19 protein-coding genes are annotated in these 18,131 nt (G+C 62.2%); 10 read left to right on the forward strand and 9 right to left on the reverse strand.

The window, feature by feature from the left end; translation table 11 throughout:
- Nucleotides 1-108: 108 nt before the first annotated feature.
- From ACEK02_RS07415 to ACEK02_RS07425, 3 genes are all read right to left on the reverse strand, one after another.
- Nucleotides 109-585, reverse strand: a complete 477-nt coding sequence (locus tag ACEK02_RS07415) for a DUF992 domain-containing protein (RefSeq protein WP_371421151.1) — start codon at nucleotides 583-585, stop codon at nucleotides 109-111.
- A gap of 215 nt (nucleotides 586-800) precedes the next feature.
- Nucleotides 801-1,316 (reverse strand): DUF992 domain-containing protein, encoded by a 516-nt coding sequence (locus tag ACEK02_RS07420; RefSeq protein WP_371421152.1) that lies wholly within the window; start codon nucleotides 1,314-1,316, stop codon nucleotides 801-803.
- Nucleotides 1,317-1,434: 118 nt separating this feature from the next.
- Complete coding sequence (locus tag ACEK02_RS07425) at nucleotides 1,435-2,637, reverse strand: pyridoxal phosphate-dependent aminotransferase (protein ID WP_149531834.1); 1,203 nt, start codon at nucleotides 2,635-2,637, stop codon at nucleotides 1,435-1,437.
- Between the two features lie 217 nt (nucleotides 2,638-2,854).
- Between ACEK02_RS07425 and ACEK02_RS07430 the strand changes: the two genes are divergently transcribed.
- The 4 genes from ACEK02_RS07430 to ACEK02_RS07445 all read left to right on the forward strand — a co-directional run bounded on the left by ACEK02_RS07430 (nucleotide 2,855) and on the right by ACEK02_RS07445 (nucleotide 6,523).
- Nucleotides 2,855-4,105, forward strand: a complete 1,251-nt coding sequence (locus ACEK02_RS07430) for a glycosyltransferase family 87 protein (RefSeq protein WP_371421153.1) — start codon at nucleotides 2,855-2,857, stop codon at nucleotides 4,103-4,105.
- A gap of 181 nt (nucleotides 4,106-4,286) precedes the next feature.
- Nucleotides 4,287-4,940, forward strand: a complete 654-nt coding sequence (locus ACEK02_RS07435) for a glutathione S-transferase family protein (protein WP_371421154.1) — start codon at nucleotides 4,287-4,289, stop codon at nucleotides 4,938-4,940.
- Between the two features lie 139 nt (nucleotides 4,941-5,079).
- Nucleotides 5,080-5,253 carry a hypothetical protein gene (locus ACEK02_RS07440; protein WP_371421155.1) on the forward strand — a complete coding sequence of 58 codons (174 nt, stop codon included), beginning with the start codon at nucleotides 5,080-5,082 and terminating at the stop codon, nucleotides 5,251-5,253.
- An 82-nt stretch (nucleotides 5,254-5,335) separates the two neighbouring features.
- Complete coding sequence (locus ACEK02_RS07445; RefSeq protein ID WP_371421156.1) at nucleotides 5,336-6,523, forward strand: PQQ-dependent sugar dehydrogenase; 1,188 nt, start codon at nucleotides 5,336-5,338, stop codon at nucleotides 6,521-6,523.
- A 7-nt stretch (nucleotides 6,524-6,530) separates the two neighbouring features.
- Here ACEK02_RS07445 and ACEK02_RS07450 read toward each other — a convergent pair whose 3' ends face one another.
- Complete coding sequence (locus tag ACEK02_RS07450; protein ID WP_371421157.1) at nucleotides 6,531-6,887, reverse strand: DMT family protein; 357 nt, start codon at nucleotides 6,885-6,887, stop codon at nucleotides 6,531-6,533.
- 208 nt (nucleotides 6,888-7,095) lie between these two features.
- Between ACEK02_RS07450 and ACEK02_RS07455 the strand changes: the two genes are divergently transcribed.
- From ACEK02_RS07455 to ACEK02_RS07465, 3 genes are all read left to right on the forward strand, one after another.
- Nucleotides 7,096-7,692: a PAS-domain containing protein gene (locus ACEK02_RS07455; protein WP_371421158.1), complete on the forward strand. Its 597-nt coding sequence runs from the start codon at nucleotides 7,096-7,098 to the stop codon at nucleotides 7,690-7,692.
- A 206-nt stretch (nucleotides 7,693-7,898) separates the two neighbouring features.
- Nucleotides 7,899-8,741: a lysophospholipid acyltransferase family protein gene (locus ACEK02_RS07460; protein ID WP_371421159.1), complete on the forward strand. Its 843-nt coding sequence runs from the start codon at nucleotides 7,899-7,901 to the stop codon at nucleotides 8,739-8,741.
- A gap of 93 nt (nucleotides 8,742-8,834) precedes the next feature.
- Entirely contained in the window at nucleotides 8,835-9,776 is a 942-nt protein-coding gene (locus ACEK02_RS07465; RefSeq protein WP_371421160.1) for an aldo/keto reductase, read from the forward strand.
- 52 nt (nucleotides 9,777-9,828) lie between these two features.
- On the opposite strand, the gene ACEK02_RS07470 is transcribed toward ACEK02_RS07465, so the two are convergent.
- Complete coding sequence (locus tag ACEK02_RS07470; RefSeq protein ID WP_371421161.1) at nucleotides 9,829-11,058, reverse strand: DUF1501 domain-containing protein; 1,230 nt, start codon at nucleotides 11,056-11,058, stop codon at nucleotides 9,829-9,831.
- A complete protein-coding gene (locus ACEK02_RS07475) occupies nucleotides 11,055-12,548 on the reverse strand; it encodes a DUF1800 domain-containing protein (RefSeq protein WP_371421162.1) in 1,494 nt (497 codons plus the stop codon). The genes ACEK02_RS07470 and ACEK02_RS07475 overlap by 4 nt, the downstream gene beginning before the upstream one ends.
- Nucleotides 12,549-12,670: 122 nt before the next feature.
- On the opposite strand from ACEK02_RS07475, the gene ACEK02_RS07480 reads away from it, so the two are divergent.
- Entirely contained in the window at nucleotides 12,671-12,871 is a 201-nt protein-coding gene (locus ACEK02_RS07480) for a hypothetical protein (protein ID WP_371421163.1), read from the forward strand.
- A gap of 129 nt (nucleotides 12,872-13,000) precedes the next feature.
- Here the strand turns inward: ACEK02_RS07480 and ACEK02_RS07485 are convergent, their stop codons facing one another.
- The 3 genes from ACEK02_RS07485 to ACEK02_RS07495 form a co-directional block, all read right to left on the reverse strand.
- Complete coding sequence (locus ACEK02_RS07485; RefSeq protein WP_371421164.1) at nucleotides 13,001-14,473, reverse strand: diguanylate cyclase domain-containing protein; 1,473 nt, start codon at nucleotides 14,471-14,473, stop codon at nucleotides 13,001-13,003.
- A gap of 163 nt (nucleotides 14,474-14,636) precedes the next feature.
- On the reverse strand, nucleotides 14,637-15,332 hold the full coding sequence (locus ACEK02_RS07490; protein WP_371421165.1) for a glutathione S-transferase family protein: 696 nt from the start codon (nucleotides 15,330-15,332) through the stop codon (nucleotides 14,637-14,639).
- Between the two features lie 22 nt (nucleotides 15,333-15,354).
- The gene (locus tag ACEK02_RS07495) at nucleotides 15,355-16,065 is read right to left on the reverse strand and encodes a glutathione binding-like protein (protein WP_371421166.1); all 711 of its coding nucleotides are present in this window, start codon (nucleotides 16,063-16,065) and stop codon (nucleotides 15,355-15,357) included.
- Nucleotides 16,066-16,279: 214 nt separating this feature from the next.
- Here ACEK02_RS07495 and ACEK02_RS07500 point away from each other — a divergent pair, with 214 nt between their 5' ends.
- Nucleotides 16,280-17,392, forward strand: coding sequence for an MBL fold metallo-hydrolase (locus tag ACEK02_RS07500; RefSeq protein ID WP_371421167.1), 1,113 nt, complete (start codon nucleotides 16,280-16,282; stop codon nucleotides 17,390-17,392).
- Nucleotides 17,393-17,439: 47 nt separating this feature from the next.
- Nucleotides 17,440-18,036, forward strand: a complete 597-nt coding sequence (locus ACEK02_RS07505) for an SCO family protein (RefSeq protein ID WP_371421228.1) — start codon at nucleotides 17,440-17,442, stop codon at nucleotides 18,034-18,036.
- The last annotated feature ends 95 nt before the right edge of the window (nucleotides 18,037-18,131 follow it).

The raw sequence follows: 18,131 nt of genomic DNA on the forward strand, positions 1-18,131 counted from the left end.
CGCTGCGATGGTTGCAGCAGACGTCATCCAACACATCGTGGCACAAAAAAATCCGGCTTCACGCGAGGCGAAGCCGGATTGAACCCGATGGATGATCCGAGGACGCGGTCAGCGGCCCGGACGCAGTTCCAGACTCTGCAGGCCGGCGGCAATGTTCAGGCCGGTCGAGCCCTGCAAGCTCAATGGCTGCAGCGCGATCGAGTTGGAGGACCCGCCTACCAGCACATTCGCGCCAAGGCCGACACCGAATGACGCACTGCCCTGCGCTCCCGCGTAATTGCCGGAGAGATCGCCCTGACCGGCATAATTCACTGGCGCGAATACGGCCCATGACAATGCGGTTTGCTCGGTAATGCCGAGATCAAGTCCGACCTTGCGAACGGTCGCGACATAAGGCTGGTCCGGACGACCGGCATTGGTGAGTACGCAGCCAAGATTAGTGACCGATCCGACGACGAAGCCCATGCTGGCACCACCACGGCAATTCAAGACGCCGAGCTGAATCGTCTGAGGAGATTGCGCCTGCGCGCTGGCGGCAACGAAGGTCGTGGCGGCAAGACCGAGAAGAAGCGAGAGGCGGCTCATCGTGTGATCTCCGGGCTGAACGGTGTGATGCAGGATCGCCGACGCGGCAGTCTCCATCAATTCCGCGTCAATACAACTATCCATAGCCAATGATACCGTTCAATGACAGTGACACACGCGCGAAGCGCGCAACAAAAAAGGCCCGCTCGCGCGGGCCTTTTCGTTAACCTTGCCGATCACCAGCGATCCGCGCGTCGCGCGGACTGCGCTTGCGATTAGTGATGACGGCGATGACGCTTGTGGCCACGCACCGGGGCAGCCGGCTGCAGGTCGAGCTGCACGATGCCGCTGGCGACGTTCAGGCCGGTCTGGCCCTGCACCGAGATCGGCTGCAGCGAATAGGTGTTGCCCTGACCGCCAACCAGGAAGTTGCCGCCGAAGCCGACGCCAACCGATGCATTGGTGCCGACGCCGCCGTAGCTGCCGGCGAGCGCGCCGCGCGGCACGCGGGTGGTCGGAGCGAAAGCAGCCCACTGCACAGTGGTGTTTTCGGTGAAGCCGAGATCGAGGCCGAAACGGCGGATATTGGCAATGTAACCTTCAGCGCGGCCGCCGGCGCTCTGGAAGACGCACTCGAGGCGCGCATTCGAGCCGAGCACGTAGCCGACATTCTGGCCGCCACGGCATTCCAGCACGCCGACCTGCACGCTGCCGGGCTGCTGTGCGTTTGCGGTCGCAACGGACGCCGCAAAGGCCACGGCCGTCAGGCCGAACATCTTGGAAAGTCGCATAGTCTTACTCCACCTTGGGGTTTTGATAGCGAGGGGACAAGAAGGAAGCGCCGTGTCGAAAACAAGGCGCTTCCCGAAATAAGCCCCGAAATCGTCAAAAGTTTCGGAGCAGGTTTTGTTACCGGAGATTTCCGCAGAAGCGCTGGATGCGCTTGCAGGCATCTTCGAGGTCCGACGTCTTCGTCGCATAGGAGATGCGGAATGCCGGGCCAAGGCCAAAGGCCGACCCCTGCACCACCGCGACGCCTTCGGTTTCCAACAGTTCTGTGACGAAGTCTTCGTCATTGGCGATAACCTTGCCCGAAGGCGCAGTCTTGCCGATGGTGCCGGCGCAGGACGGATAGACGTAGAACGCACCTTCCGGACGCGGGCAATTGATGCCCGAAGCCTGATTCAGCATCGCAACCACGAGGTCGCGGCGTTCCTTGAACACGGCATTGTTCTTCGGGATGAAATCCTGCGGACCGTTCAAGGCTTCCACCGCCGCCCACTGCGCGATCGACGACGGGTTCGAGGTCGACTGCGACTGGATGGTCGCCATTGCCTTAATCAACTCCGCGGGACCACCGGCGTAACCGATGCGCCAGCCGGTCATGCAATAGGCCTTGGAGACGCCGTTCACGGTCAGCGTGCGATTGAACAGAGACGGTTCGATCTGCGCCGGCGTGGTGAACTCGAAGTCGTCATAAACGAGGTGCTCATACATATCGTCGGTCATCACCCAAACGTGAGGATGCTTCACGAGGACATCGGTGAGCGCCTTGAGCTCCGACTTTTTGTAGGCGGCGCCGGTCGGGTTCGACGGCGAGCAGAGGATGATCCACTTGGTCTTCGGCGTGATCGCCGCTTCCAGCGCGGACGGCTGCAGCTTGAAGCCGAATTCGGCGGTGCAGACCACGGATACGGGCGTGCCGCCAGCCAGGGCCACCATTTCCGGATAGCTCACCCAGTACGGCGCCGGGATGATGACTTCGTCACCCGGGTTCAGCGTCGCCATCAGCGCGTTGTAGAGCACCTGCTTGCCGCCGGTGCCGACGATGATCTGGTTCGGCTTGTAGGTGAGGCCGTTCTCGCGCTGAAACTTGCCGATAATGGCTTCCTTCAACTCGGGAATACCGTCCACCGCGGTGTACTTGGTCTTGCCGGCCTCGATGGCGTGAATCGCTGCCAGCTTGATGTTCGCGGGGGTGTCGAAATCGGGCTCGCCCGAACCAAGGCCGATGACGTTGCGGCCGGCTGCTTTCAGCGCGCGTGCTTTATCCGTCACCGCGATCGTCGCGGACGGCTTCACACGGTCGAGCGCAGCGGACAAAAACGACATCATCTTCTCCTGGGAAAGGTCGCAGACCCGCGGCCGGCGACGTCAAAATGGCTGATCCTGCTGGGATCGGCGCACCCTAATGCGTGCGACGTTGCATCGCAAGAAGCTTGGGCAAAAACACATCTGGAAGTGATGCAATTCAGCAAGCGTTAAACGGAGGACGGTAGCGTCATTCGCACGCCGCAATCGACGATTTGAGCCAAAATGCACCCTTAGAATGATCCGGATCTGGCAGCACATTGAAAGCGGCGCATGGCTGACCCTCGAACGCGTGCGGGCTTACAGCCTGATCGTGCTCGCTTTGGGCGCTTTGGGTTTCGCTGGATGGATTGCGGTCGCGGACGGCGCGGTCGACCGCAATGGCAGGCCGATCGGGACTGATTTCTCAAGCTTCTATACCGCGGGAGCGCTCGCCCTCGAGGGCAAAGGCCTTGATAGTTATACGGTAGCGGCGCACTACGCTCGCCAGCAGCAACTTTTCGGTAGCGATACCCCATATTACGCCTGGTTCTATCCGCCGATTTTTCTGCTGGTCGCAACTCCGCTGGCAATGCTCCCTTACCCGCTCGCACTTGCTGTCTGGCAGGGCGGCAGCTTCGTATTCTATCTGCTCGTGATCTCGGCGATCCTGAAACGAGCCGCCCTACCTGATGCGGTCCATCGCCTTTGGCTACCGGTAGCGATGGCGTTCCCAGCGGCGTTCATCAATCTCGGTCATGGTCAGAACGGCTTTTTGACCGCGGGCCTGTTCGGCAGCGCCCTGCTCGCACTTCCGCGACGCCCTTATCTTGCAGGCATCCTGTTTGCGCTGATGGCCTACAAGCCGCAATTTGCCATGGTCATTCCGCTGGCGTTATTCGCGGCGGGCCAATGGCGATGCATCGCTGCAGCAACTATCACCGTCATCGCTCTCACGGGTATCACAAGCGCCTTGTTCGGCATCGACTGCTGGATCGCTTTCGCATCCGTTACCGAGACGTCTCGTCAGCTCCTGCTCGAACAGGGACAGGTCGGCTTCGAGAAACTGCAAAGCGCATTCGCGGCAATACGGATGTGGGGAGGAAATATCACATCCGCGTATCTCGTCCAGGGCATCGTCTCGGTGGCCGTGATTGCCAGCGCAGTCTGGGCGTGGCGCGTCGCACGCGACACAAATCTCAAGGCCGCAATCCTGTTGATCGCAACCCTTCTCGCTTCGCCGCACGTGCTCGATTACGATCTGATGCTGCTCGGTCCAGCCATTGCATTCATGGTCGTAACCAGCTTGGGCAGAGGATTTCGCGATTATGAGATCAGCCTGCTCGCACTGACCTGGATCATGCCGCTGCTGACGCGCAGCATCGCAGGCGCCATCGAACTGCCGCTCGGTTTCCTGGTGATGATCGCTTTTTATATCATCGTGCTGCGGCGCGCCCTCGCCGACAACAGCACCTCACCGCGCCTTCACACACGGATCGCGGCAGCGTGATCTTCCATTGCGGAATGCTGCCGGACATACATTTTTCTCAATCCAGATTGCCGCAGCCGTTTTCGACTTTTTCCACTGTTCGGGCCTTGCGACAGGCTCGCATCAGCATCATTGTCTAACCGCGATATGCGTTAGCCGATCGCGCAATTGCCTCGACCTGAAATGAATTGAACACCTGCGAATGTACAAACTCTATTCGATGCAGCGCTCCGGCAATAGCTACAAGGTTCGCCTCGCGCTGGCGCTCTTGGGCGCGCCCTATCGCGCCATCGAAGTGGACATCCTGCGCGGCGAGAGCCGCACGCCGGAGTTTCTGGCCAAGAACCCGAGCGGCCAGGTGCCGTTGCTCGAGATCGCCGAAGGCCGCTATCTCGCCGAGTCCAACGCCATTCTCTGGTATGTCGCGATCGGCACGTCGCTGGCGCCGGAATCGCGGATGGACCGTGCCGAGGCATTGCAGTGGATGTTCTTCGAACAGCATGCGCTGGAGCCGAATCTGGGTGCCGCCTATTTCTGGCTGTGCCTGGTGCGCGGTGGCCGCGACCTGCAGACCCACGCGCTGGAAGACTGGATGGAGCGTGGCTATGCCGCGCTGCAGGTGATGGAAAATCACCTCAAGACCAACGACTTTTTCGCCGCCGGCCAGCTGACCATCGCCGACATCGCGCTGTACGGCTACACCCACGTGGCCGAGCAGTGCGATTTCGACCTCTCCAGCTTCCCATCCGTGCAGCGCTGGCTGCGCCTGGTCGAGGCTCAGCCACGCTTCGTCACGATGGACTGGCACCCGGTCTCGCTGGAATACGATACTTTGGACGTAGCTGCCGGGGCATAAGCCGCAAATAGCGGGCATAACGGCGCGGAATGTCATTTTTTCGCCACAGTCGCGTCAATTCCCGCCCAAATCTCGCCTGCCGTAGCTGCGAATTTGTAGTACGCGGGTGATTCGCCCGCGATTTGAAGGATTTACGGCCATGATACGGTCGCTTCGCGTGGGTGCAGGATTTCAGGCACGCCCCACGTCCATTGCATCCACCCGGTTGACCCACGCCGTTGCGGCGTCGCTCGCGATTGGCTGCCTGTCGCTCTGCTTCATCCTCGCTCTCACCGTGATGTCGATCCGGGTAGCGAGCGCGATGCCGCTCTGACGATCCCGACACTCCATAAACACTCACCCGCGATGCCGCGCATCGTCCATGCAACCCGCGACTCCGTGATGGAGCCATTCCGATGAAAAGGCCCGTGGTCTGGGTCACTGTCACGCTCACGGCCGCCATCGTCGTGACCGCGACCCTTCTGATCGCCACGACCACCCGTGGCGAAAACACGTCGTTCGGCTCGTCGGCCGGCAGGCTGGAGGTGCAGACCATCGCCTCCGGTCTCGCTCATCCATGGGCACTCGCCTTCTTGCCCGAAGGCCGCATGCTCGTCACCGAGCGGCCCGGCCGCATCCGCATCGTCTCGCCGCAGGGACAGTTGTCGCCTGCCGTGAAAGGCGTGCCCGATGTGATGGCCGTTGGCCAGGGCGGTTTGCTCGACGTCATCACCGACAAGGACTACACGCAAAATAATACGATCTACTTCTGCTACTCGGAACGCAGTGGCAGCGGCGGTCGCACCGTGATCGCGCGCGGCAGGCTGCTCGAGGGCACCACGCCGAAAAATGAGTCAGGAAATGAGCCAAGACTCGACGACATGAAGGTGATCTTTCGCCAGGACGGTCCGCTGTCGTCGGGCTATCACTTCGGTTGCCGCATCGTACAGGCCCCCGACGGCAACCTGTTTGTCACGCTCGGCGAACACTATAGCGGCCGCGATCAGGCGCAGACTCTCGATAACCATCTCGGCAAGCTGATCCGCATTGCGCCCGACGGCTCGGTGCCGAAAGACAATCCCTTCGTCGGCCGCAACGGCGCGAAGCCGGAGATCTGGAGCTACGGTCATCGCAATCCCCAAGGCCTCGCCATCAATCCCGCGACCGGCGACTTGTGGGAGACCGAGCACGGCCCGCGCGGCGGCGATGAAGTCAACATCATCGGCAAGGGCAAGAACTACGGCTGGCCGGTGATCGGCTACGGCATAGATTATTCCGGCGCCAAGCTGCATGACAGCGCGTCGAAGCCCGGCATGGAGCAGCCGGTGAAATACTGGGTGCCGTCAATCGCCCCGTCAGGCATGACCTTCTATACCGGCGATCTCTTTCCGCGCTGGCGCGGCAGCCTGTTCACCGGCGCGCTGGCCGGCCAGATGCTGGTGCGGTTGCAGCTCAACGGAAACACGGTCGCGTCCGAAGAGCGTATCCTGCAGAATCTCAACGAGCGCATCCGCGACGTCCGGCAAGGACCGGACGGCGCACTGTGGCTGCTGACGGATAGTTCGGCGGGACGGATTCTGCGGATCACGCCAGCCGCAAAGTAAGCGGTCGTTACGACCACTTGTGGAAAATGAAGAACGCCCCGAGCGCGATGAAGGCAAAGCCCAGCGCGTGATTCCAGCCGAGCGGCTCCTTCAGATACAGCACCGAAAATGCCGCGAACACGACCAGCGTGATGACTTCCTGCATCGTCTTCAGCTGGGCGGCATTATAGACCTCGCTGCCCCAGCGATTGGCGGGCACCGCCAGCCAGTATTCGAAGAAGGCAATGCCCCAGCTCACCATGACGACGAGGGGCAAGGAGTGATCCTTGAATTTGAGATGGCCATACCAGGCGAAGGTCATGAAAATATTCGAGGCCAGCAGCATCAGAATCGGCAACAGCAGCGGCGGAACGGTGAACGGCATTCGATCGGGATCCTTTTGAAGTCTCGGCGCTAACATCTGGGGGCTATCGCCGGTTCCAGTAGCATCGATAGCATTTGAAGCGAACAAGAGGAAAATAATGCCCGGCCTATCCACGCGTCCTTAGCGATACCATCGGGAAACTGTGGGCCTTTCTGCAACCAGCGGCCAACCTGTGCTTCTTACCTATGTACGGACACAGGTACAGCCGATGCAGAGCGACTGGCGAGTTCTTCTCGATCCGGGAGTTGAAACGGTGATCATCGTGATCACAGCCGTCGGGATCACTTTGGCAATCCGCCTCCTTCGGCTGCGGCGCGCAGCCCGGGCCCGCGAATACGAGCAGCATGCCACCGCCCAGCGCCTCTCCGCCGCACTCGACCGCATAGATATCGGCGTCGTCCTCCTGAATGCCGACACCCGCGCCGAATTCATCAACCGCGCCTTCCGCGACTACTTCACGCTCCCCGACGAGAAAGCCGACAGCAAGCCGCCGCTGATCGCGCTGATGTATCATGCGCGCGATACCCACGTTTACGCCCTACCCGACGACGAGGTCGACAGCTTCATCGCCAGGCGCGTCGAGATGATCCGCGCCGGCACTTCCACGCCGACGACATTGCGCCTCTCCAATGGGCGGGTGCTGCGGATGAGTTGCGCTGTGCTGCCCGATGGCGGGCGGATGCTGAGCTACACTCCGGTGACCGACCTCATTCGCCACACTGACGACCTCTCGGAGCGCGATTACTATCTGGCGTTGCGCGAGGGCGACGTGTTCGGCCCGCACCGGCTGAACGCAGCCGAATAGGGCGCAAGGCCACCTGTGGATATCTCGGGTTGTCATGGCGATGTCACTCGCCCCGGCTAGGCTCCTCATGCAGCCGGTTGCTTCCCCCCGTCGCCGATCGGGTGCTTCCCCAGCGGTCTCCGTCAGTTGCCGCGCTGACCGGGACCGCTTCTTTTTGCCTCGCAGCTGACTTTGCCTGCGGAAGCCGGCCTCGGTATAAGAAACTCATGATCCGTTTCGCCGCCGTCCTGCTCTCCTTGACCATACTGACGCTGCTGCTGGCGCCGTTTCAGCTCATCGCGCTCGCTTTCGGGCTGCGCTGGCAGACGAGCATTCCGCATCTGTTTCACCGCATCCTTTGCGCGCTGATCGGCGTGCGCATTCACGAGGTCGGCAAACGGACGACAGATACACCTGTCCTGATCCTCTCCAATCACGTCTCATGGCTCGACATCATCATCATCGGTGCAAGGGCGCCCGTGGTATTCGTCGCCAAGAGCGAAGTCGCCAAATGGCCGGTGTTCGGCTGGCTCGCCAAACTGCAGCGGACGATTTTCGTCGAACGCGAGCGCCGCCAGAAGACGGGCGCGACGGCGCAGGAAATCGGCGACCGCATGTTGTCTGGCGACGCGGTCGTACTGTTCGCGGAAGGCACGTCCAGCGACGGCATGCGCGTGCTGCCATTTCGCTCGGCACTGGTCGGCTCTGTGCATCATGCGCTCGGCGATTCCACACGTCACAGGCAGATCACCGTCCAGCCGATGTCGATCGCCTATGTGGGCTTCGGTGGCTTGCCGGTCGGCCGCGCCTTTCGTGAGAACGTGGCGTGGTATGGCGACATCGATCTGATCCCGCATTTCATCGGCATCCTGTCGTCGGGCGCCATCGACGTCGTCGTGAGCTGGGGCGAAGCTGTCGCCTATGACACGTCCGCCGACCGCAAGACCATCACGCGCAACGCGGAAAACGCCGTGCGGCGCATGACTTCCGCAGCCTTGCGCGCCGGTCCGCCCAGGAAATCCGCCGCTGCGCTCCCGGCGCCGGCTGCGCCGGAGCCGGCAGTCGCCTGATCTGCTGCGCGACTGCCATGACGCCCCGCGCCTTGCTGCACGACGAGGCGCGCGCCATAACCCTGTCCCGCGCTTCTCTCACAGGGCACCATCATGGAAATCCGCAATCTCGGCCGCTCCGGCCTTCGCGTCTCCGCCGTCGGCCTCGGCTGTAACAATTTCGGCCAACGCACCGACCTGGAGACCTCGCGGAAGGTCATCCACAAGGCCATCGATCTCGGCATCACGCTGTTCGACACCGCCGACATCTATGCCGGCATGGGCGGCTCCGAGACGGTGCTCGGCGAAGTACTGGGCGATCGCCGCAAGGACATCGTGCTCGCGACGAAATACGGCAAGCCGATGAGCAATGACGGCAGCAAGCAGGGCGCCTCGCGCCGCTACATCATGAGCGCCGTCGAAGCGAGCCTGAAGCGGCTGAAGACCGACTATATCGACCTGTATCAGCAGCACGACTACGATCCGCTGACGCCGATTGAAGAGACGCTGCGCACGCTCGACGACCTCGTGCGTCAGGGCAAGGTGCGCTACATCGGCAATTCCAACTTCCCGGCATGGCGCATCGCCGAAGCCGAGATGGCCGCGCGCCAGATGGGCGTTGCTGCCTTCGTGTCGTGCCAGGATGAATACAGCCTCGTCGTCCGCGACATCGAGAAGGACCTGCTCCCGGCCGCGCAGCATTTCAATCTCGGCCTGCTGCCGTTCTTCCCGCTTGCCAACGGCCTCCTCACCGGCAAGTACAAGCCCGGTGCCGAACCTCCGGCCGACTCGCGCTTCGCCAAGGCCCCTGCCTTGCGCGACCGCTCGGCCACGCCGCGCAACCAGGCCATCGTCGAGAAACTCGACGCCTTTGTGAAGGCTCGTGGCCACACGCTGCTGGAACTCGCCTTCTCCTGGCTCGCCGCAAGGCCGCAAGTCTCCAGCGTTATCGCCGGCGCCACGCGCGTGGAGCAGATCGAGCAGAATGTGAAGGCGGCGGAGTGGAAGCTGACGGCAGAGGAGATGGCCGAGATCGACGGGATCACGCTGGGGTGAGCGCTTTCTTTCCCTCCCCAAGCCCGGCATAGCCGCGCGCAACGGGGAGGGATTAAGCAGCCACCAATCCCTTAGCCGGCTTCACCATCCCGCTATCCGGAAACACCCGCTCTGCAAGCGCGCGCTCGCTGATGCCGAGGTGGTCGTGCAGCACGCCCTTGAAGATCGCGCGCAGATCCGTGGTCGGCGCAAGATCGCGGGCTTCATAGAGCTTTCCATTCGCGAGGCCCGGCCAGTCCGCAATCACCCGGCCGCCCATGATCGCACCGCCAGCCAGGAGCGCAATCGTGCCCGTGCCGTGATCGGTGCCAGCGGTGCCGTTGATCTTGGCTGTGCGGCCGAACTCGGTGGCGACCACCACCACCGTGTCCTTCCAATGCGCGCCAAGACCGCTCTCGAACTCCGCCAGCGCGCCATCGAGGCCGCCAAGCAATTGCGCGAGACGTCCGACCGGGCCGCCTTCCTGCGCATGGGTGTCCCAGCCATCGAAGGCCAGTGCCGCAACGCGCGGACCGTCATCGGCGGCCATCAGCTTGGCGGCGCCGCGCGCGACCTGGCGCATTGCCTCGACGGGATTGCCACCACCCCTCGGTTTCATCGCATCCCCGACAGCGAGCTTGTCGAGCTTCAGGCCCTGCGACAGCGCCGTGGCGAGTGCGGGATCGCGATCCTGATAGAGCTGCATCAGCCGCATTGCGGTGTCATCGGCCGCATTCGGCAGATTGACCGGCGCCCAGCCAACCGTCGGTGCGGCACCGCGGAGCACCAGCGGAGTCGTGGGCCCGATCGCGAGACCGGACGAAATGCGCTCGCCACGCGGCAGCGATTCGATGGCGCGGTTGAGCCAGCCGGACTGCACCCGGCCTGGGCCGGCATAGCCGCTCTCCAGCACATCCTGGCCGTCGAAATGCGAGCGCTCACGATAGGATGTTGCCACGGCATGGACCACAGCCGCCTTCCTGTCGCGATACATGCGGGCGAATTCCGGCATCGCCGGATGCATGCCGAAGAACCCATCGAGCGCGATGGCCGCGTTCGGTCCATCTTTCGCCAGCGCGATCGAGCCGTGCAAACCGGCGTAGTCGGGATCAGCAAGTGGTGCGACAGTCGCGAGACCATCGAGCGCACCGCGCAGGATGACGACAACGAGGCGCGGATCGCGCGCGTCGGCCGCGCGCGCGAATTTCGGCAGATAGGCCCAAGCGGCAAATGCTGCGCCCGATAGCAGAAGCGAGCGGCGCGTGGGGCCGAGCATGCGGCTTTCACAGCAGTCCATCGTCATCTCCTCTGGAATTCCGGCGACATCAGCAGCAGCGTCAAGGCCTGCTGCCGCGTCTCCGCGCGCGCGATCGTCTGTCGCGTTTCGGATGATGCCGCCTCGCCGGCGACCACGTCCAACATCTCGCGCGGATCGATACTGTCGGGCAGCCGCATAGAAACCTGCGCCGCAAGATCGAGCCGCAGCTTCATGCCTTCGGGGACCGCCCAGGCGGCATTGCTGTCCGGAAAGCCGTTCGGCCCCGGCGGCGTCCACAGCGGCTGGCCGAGCGTCTGCAGGCCTGCGAAGTAACGACCGGGATCTTCGGGAATGCGCGCCAGCAAGCGGCCGGTGGAGATCAGATATTCATAGGGCGTGCGCAGCTTGGCCATCGGCATCTGCCACGCTTCGTTGGAGTCCAGCAGCGCGAGCGCCAGCGCCTTCAGATCGCCATCGGTCTTTCTGAACACACCTTCCAGCCGCGCCAGCAGTGCCGCCGGCGGCGCATCTGTCACGAAATGCTGCGCGAATTTCCGCGCGATGAATTTCGCCGTCGATGGATGGCGCGCAAGATCGGCAAGTGCCGCTTCACCTTGCGCCACGCCCGTGTCGTCATAGATCTTGCCGAGCAATTGCTGTGGCCCCGGCTCGTGTGCATTGGCGTTGAAGGCGAAGCTGCCAGGTGTGCCGATCTTTCCTTCGCGCCCGGCAAAGGTCCAGCCGGTGATGATGCGCGCCAGCGACGTCACGTCGGCTTGCGTATAGCCGCCTCCGACGCCGAGCGTATGCAGCTCCATGATCTCGCGCGCGAGATTTTCGTTGAGGCCGCGCTTGCCCCTCTCGCCAGCTTTCGAGGTCGGCCCGATCGATTGCTGGTTGTCGAGAAAGAACAGCATCGCCGGATGCTGTTCGACGGCCTTCAGCATATCGGCAAATTTACCGAGTACATAAGGACGGATCGCCTCCCGCTCGAACGAGCCGGCCCACATCCGCGCAGGATCGCCCTTGCTGGCCGAGATGCAGAAATGGTTCGACCAGAACACCACAAGGCGCTCGACAAAGCCGCCCTCGGCAATGGTCGCGCGCTGGATCCGCGCCAGCGCTTCCACACGATAGGTCTTCTGCACCACATTGGGCGGCAGCGCGACGGTCGGCGGCGGCTTGGCCGCATCGGGCTGCACGGTCATGGTGGTGTTGCCGGTCATCGCGGGAGCTTCCGGCTTTCTGTCCATCGCGGCCGGACTCGCTTCCACCGGAACGAGTGCCGGCGTTTTCAATGCCGCCTCGCGCGCCGTCTTCACCTCGAGTTGATAGGCGAACATCGCCTGCCCCAGCTCCGTCGTCGATTGCAGGCCGGGCAATTCCAGCAGCGCCGCATTGGGGCGCGCGAGCTCGGCTTTCACGAAGCCGCGGGGATCGGAGGCCGCATTGACGATGTCGCCGGAGGCGCCCCCGCGCGCGCCAAAGCCGAATCGGTTCAGCGCAATCAGCGCGCCTTGCGGGTCGCGGGCCATCGGGTTTCCCTCACTCTGCCTTCGTCCTATGATGGATCTGGCCATCACCGGCGCCACCCCCGATATTCGGGTGGAACAGATGAACCCGGCATGAAAATCGCGCTGAAATTTGGGCTGCTTTCATGAATTATCGGATAGAAACCGCACAGCCGCTCAGCCGCAGCCTGATCTGCTCGGACTGCGGGACTGAATTCGGATGCGACCTGTCAGGCAATTGCTGGTGCGCCGAGGAGACCGCGAAACTGCCAATGCCGACCACAGGTGCCGATTGCCTGTGTCGCGATTGCCTGCGCGCCAAGGCAGCAGCGCATCCCACGACCTGACAAGCACGCCTGATCTGCCTCGCTCATTCACGCATCTTTGGGCGAAACGGGACGATCAAGCCTGAGGGCATCGCAAGGCAGGCCATTACCTCCGATTGAAGCTTCCGCGGAAGTGCTGCCGAAGCCTGCTTACACCATGCCCGCGTTGCGCCGGTCGCGATCGGGTTGCGCATAGTAGTTGCGCTTGGCCTGCAGCATCTCCATATCGGCGCGCTTGACCACGGCTTCGAGCCGCTCGCCGGTCCGGCTGGTGGCAATCCCGGTGGAGAGGCTCAGCGTCAGATCAGGATAGTACTGGTTGTTGACCTCGATCAGTCCCGCCAGCGAGGCAAGCACCGCCTCGCCGCCGGCAGCATCGACGCCGGGCAGTAAGATGGCGAATTCGTCGCCGCCGATGCGCGACACCGTCGCCGGCTTTTCGACCAGTGAATCGAACACTTCGCCGGCCCTGCGCAGCAACCCGTCGCCGGTGGCGTGGCCAAGCTCGTCATTGGCCGTCTTCAGCCCGTTGAGATCGGCAACAATCACGGTGACTGGCTGCGCTCCCTTGCGTTCGAGCCGGTTGAGCTCGTCCACGAAGAACGAACGGTTCGTGGTCCGCGTCAGCACGTCGTGGGTGCCGAGATATTCCAGATAGGCTTCCGCTTTCTTGCGCGCGGTAATGTCGGTCAGCGCGACCTGCACCTGTGACCAATCGCGCTCATGCCCGGGCAATACCGAAAACTGCAGCAGCAGATGAAGCTTGGTGCCGTCGAGCGTGTAATTGACGACCTCACGCTGCTGGAACAGCTTACCCTCCCAGAGGTCGATCAACTGTTCGCGGAAATGCGGCTCCATCTCGTCGCGGAACACATCCGACAATTGACGGAGCAACGTGTCCTTGTCGGGCGCGCCGAACAGTTCGAGCGTGCGGCTGTTGACATCAAGCACGCGGATCTCGCTCATGCAGCGCAAAACGAATTCCTCGTGCACATCCGTGAACACGCGAAAATCCTCGATGCCGCGCGCGCGGACCTCGTCCACCAGTCGCTTGACGCCGCTGAAGTCCTCGACCCACAGCGACACCGGCGAATGCGCGAACAGACCGAACGCATAGTTCTCGCTCTCCGCGAGGCGACGCCGCGCCGATTCGCGTTCGGTCACATCCTCGATGGCGATCATCACGCGATCCCAGCGATCTTCGTGCCCCGGGAGAACGGTGCCGTGCAGCTGGATGTCGAGGCGCTCGCCTTTCAGCGTGTAGTTGACCGTATGGCTGGAAAAATGATTCCGGCCGCTCCAGAGCTGCGCCAGTTCCGACACGTGACTCTTGAACGTGTCATCGCGCATGACCAGCCCAAGACTCAGCGTCAGGTGAGACAGGTCGCGCGCGCCGAACAGCGACAGCGTCCTGCGATTGACCTTGAGAATGCGGATGTGCTGCGAGCACTCACGGACCCGTTCGGGATTGGCCAGCAGGAATGTCTCGATGTCGTCGACGCCCTGCGCCTGCCACTGCTCGAACAGCGCCTTCACATCGCTGTAGTCCTCGATCCAGAGCGAGACCGGGGCAAGGTCGAACATCGTGGCATCGCCGGCGAAATCGATAGACGGAAAGGACATGGAGACCTTGGCGCGAGAGGCAGCGTGAATCGTTTGAGGTATTCCCTTATAGCGGGAGTTCTCAAGAATATCTGCCAGCATTTCGAGGTCAGCGGGTGCGAACTACTCAAGCGGAACTGGACTTGAATACCTGCAGCAGCGCGCCCGCGCCGAGTGTCGGAACTCAGACCGGATAGCCCGCCGAGTTCCGCGCGATGCCGTTAAAAGCATCAAGCATTTTTTCGCGCCACGCATAGATCGCGTCGTCTTCGGCCAGCAGCTTGAATGGCGAGATCGCACGCGCCCACTGGAACGGGCCGAACACAATATAGTCGGCATAGTTTGGCGCGGCGCCACCAAGGAACGGCTGCGTCTTCAGGGTGAGACGCATCGGATCGAGCGACTTGCGGAAGGTATCGACACCCTTGTCGCGATTGGATGCGACCTCTTCCAGCGACTTCTTGAACCGCGCTTCCCGGCTCTCGCGGAAATAGACCTGATCCACCGGACGCAGATGGCCATGAATATCCGCGACGATGAACGGAAACATGCCGGCGACCACGACCGTATCGCCCCACCAGTTGAGCATCCGCCCCATGGCGCGGCCGCCCTCGCCGCCGAACAGCGACGGGCGATCCGGATAGGTATCTTCGAGATAATTGGCGATGGCCCAGGAATCCGCGATCGCGCGATCGCCGTCGAGCAGTACCGGCACCTTTTCGGAGTTGTAGGGGCTGATTGCGTCCTTCTCGGTGAAGCGCCACGGGATCGATGTTGCGTCGAGGCCCTTATGTGCCAGCGCCATCCGGATGCGCCAGCAGAACGGACTGAAGGGACGATCTTCTTCCGTGCCGACCAGTTCGAACAGTTGCAGCGCCATGATTGCTTCTCGTAATTCCGAGCTAACTCTTTACCACGGCCGACGTCTGGCCGAACAGCAGTTTGCGCTCTTCCTCGGTGCGGATCGGCGGCTGGCCGAAATTCGGATTGACCTCCTTGGCGATCTCGTAAGCGCGTTTCACGGCGGGGCGCTCGCCAATGGTTTCGAGCCAGCGCTTGAGATGCGGGAAGTCGTTGATGTCCTGGCCCTGGTTCTTGTAGGGCACGATCCAGGGATAGCTCGCAATATCGGCAATCGAATAGTCGCCGGCGATGAATTTGCGATCCGCAAGGCGTTTGTTGAGCACGCCGTAGAGCCGGTTGGTCTCGTTCACATAACGGTCAATGGCGTAGGTGATCTTTTCCTGCGCGTAATTGCGGAAGTGATGGTTCTGTCCGGCCATTGGGCCAAGACCGCCCATCTGCCAGAACACCCACTGGATCGCGTCATAGCGCACGGCGAGATCGCTCGACAGGAACTTCCCGGTCTTCTCGGCGAGATACAGCAGCATCGCGCCGGACTCGAACACCGAGATCGGCTGGCCGCCGCTCTTGGGCACATGATCGACCAGCGCCGGAATGCGGTTGTTCGGCGCAATCGCCAGAAACTCGTCCTTGAACTGGTCGCCCTTACCGATATTCACCGGGATGATCTTGTAGGGCAGCCCGGTCTCCTCAAGAAAGATCGTGATCTTGTGACCGTTCGGCGTGCTCCAGTAATAGAGATCGATCATCGTTCAATCCGTCTTGCGTGATGAGGCAACCCGCAAACCCGACCGAACGCCGATTGAATGCGATTGCATGAAATGTTGCTGGATCACCGGAGCAAGTCAATGCAATTTGCTCTGCTTCCGATGATCTTCGAAAGATCATTCCTTGTCCGTGGAGCCGCCCGTCTGGTATCAAACGGAACTCCGCAAAAGCGGACGAATTCCGGGGAGGCATGCCATGACCGCAGATATCCGCCGCCGCGACTTTCTTAAGACCTCGGCGGCCTTTGCCGGCATGGCTGCGGCCGGATTTTCCTGCGTGGAGGTTGCCAGCGCGGCGCCTATCCAGGTGCCGACGGTCGATCGGCTTTCGATCCGGGTCCTCGTCGACCAGCAGCACGATCAATTCCTGCGCGGCAGCACGGTGAATGGCGTAGTGCATGAGGGGCCGGGGCCGGCCCGCAGCGCCGATGCGCGCAACGTGCTGCACAACGAGTGGGGCCTGTCGCTGTTTCTGGAATCCCAGCGCGAGCAGGACAAACGTAATATCCTGCTCGATTTCGGCTACACCTCGCCCGCGATCATCAACAATATCGGGCTGCTCAAGGTCGATCCGGCCTCGCTCAACGCGCTGATCGTCAGCCACGGTCATATCGACCATTACGGCGGACTGATCGGCTTTCTCGAGCAATATCGTAGCGTCTTGCCGCCCGACATCAAGCTCTATGCCGGCGGCGAGGACAATTTCTGCCACCGGGTCAGCCGCGCATCGACCGGCCAGTTCGGCGAAGGCGGCATCCTCGACCGCAAGCAGATCGCCGCGCAGAAGGTGCAGACCGTTCTCTGCGAAACCCCGACGGTCATCGAGGGCCATGCCTTCACAACAGGCAAGATCAAGCGCAACAGCGTCGAGCGCGTGCTGCCGAACACCTTCGTGGACTACAAGCCGGACAGCGCAGGCTGCGACTACGGCCACTACACGGCTGCCGAACTACAGGGCAATTTTGTACCGGACGAACACGTCCATGAACACGCCACCTGCTTCAACATCCGCGGCAAGGGGCTGGTGGTGATCAGTTCCTGCGGCCATGTCGGCATCGTCAATTCGGTGCGGCAGGCGCAGGAGATATCGGGCGTGCAGAAGGTCCATGCCGTCGTCGGCGGCTTTCACCTCGGCCCTGCCCCGGCCGATTACCTCAAGCAGATCGTCGGCGAGATCAAGAAGCTCGAGCCCGACGTGGTCATCCCGATGCATTGCAGCGGCCTGAACTTTCTGCTCGAGGCGCGTGCGCAGATGCCGGACAACGTCATCAACGTCTCGACTGGCAGCCGCCTGACCTTCAGCGCGTGACCTCGCGCGCCGTACGCGCCTTCTGGTATCGGACCGGCATAGCTGCCATGGCCGCGCTGTGGCTCGGGTGCTTGAGCGCGGCGCCCGCATCGACGCAGGGGTCGTCCCGTTCCGCAGCCGAATTGATGGACGCCGTGATGTGGAATCGCGAGCCGATCGGCGGCGCGTTCCAGCTCATCGACCAGTCGGGCCAGGCCCGCAGCGAGCGCGACTATCGCGGCCGGCTGCTGCTGGTGTATTTCGGCTTCACCTATTGTCCGGACATCTGCCCGACCGACCTGCAGGCCATCGGACTGGCGATGGACCAGCTCGGCGCCGACGCCGCTCATGTGCAGCCGCTCTTCATCACTCTGGATCCCGAGCGCGACACGCAGGAGCAACTGGCGCAATATGTGCCGATGTTTCACCCGAAGCTTATCGGCCTGACCGGCAGCACTGCCGCGATTCATGCCGCCGCCGAAGCGTATCGCGTTTATTACAAGCGCATCGACTTCGACGACAGACCGGCCGACTACACCGTCGATCACTCGGCCTTCGTCTATCTGATGGACCGCGACGGAAAATATCTCGGCTTCTTTCCGCCCGGCACCTCCGCCGAGAAGATGGTCGATATGATCAGACCGTATCTCGAAACCGGAAAATAGAGATGCCGCGCCCTTGCGCGCGCGGCTTCGTAAGAGAAGTGATCGACTGAAGCTTACATGCCCGCAATCGCGATATCCGTCACCCTGCCGGCGGC

The sequence above is a fragment of the Tardiphaga sp. genome, assembly GCF_041424195.1.
Taxonomy (GTDB): Bacteria; Pseudomonadota; Alphaproteobacteria; order Rhizobiales; family Xanthobacteraceae; genus Tardiphaga.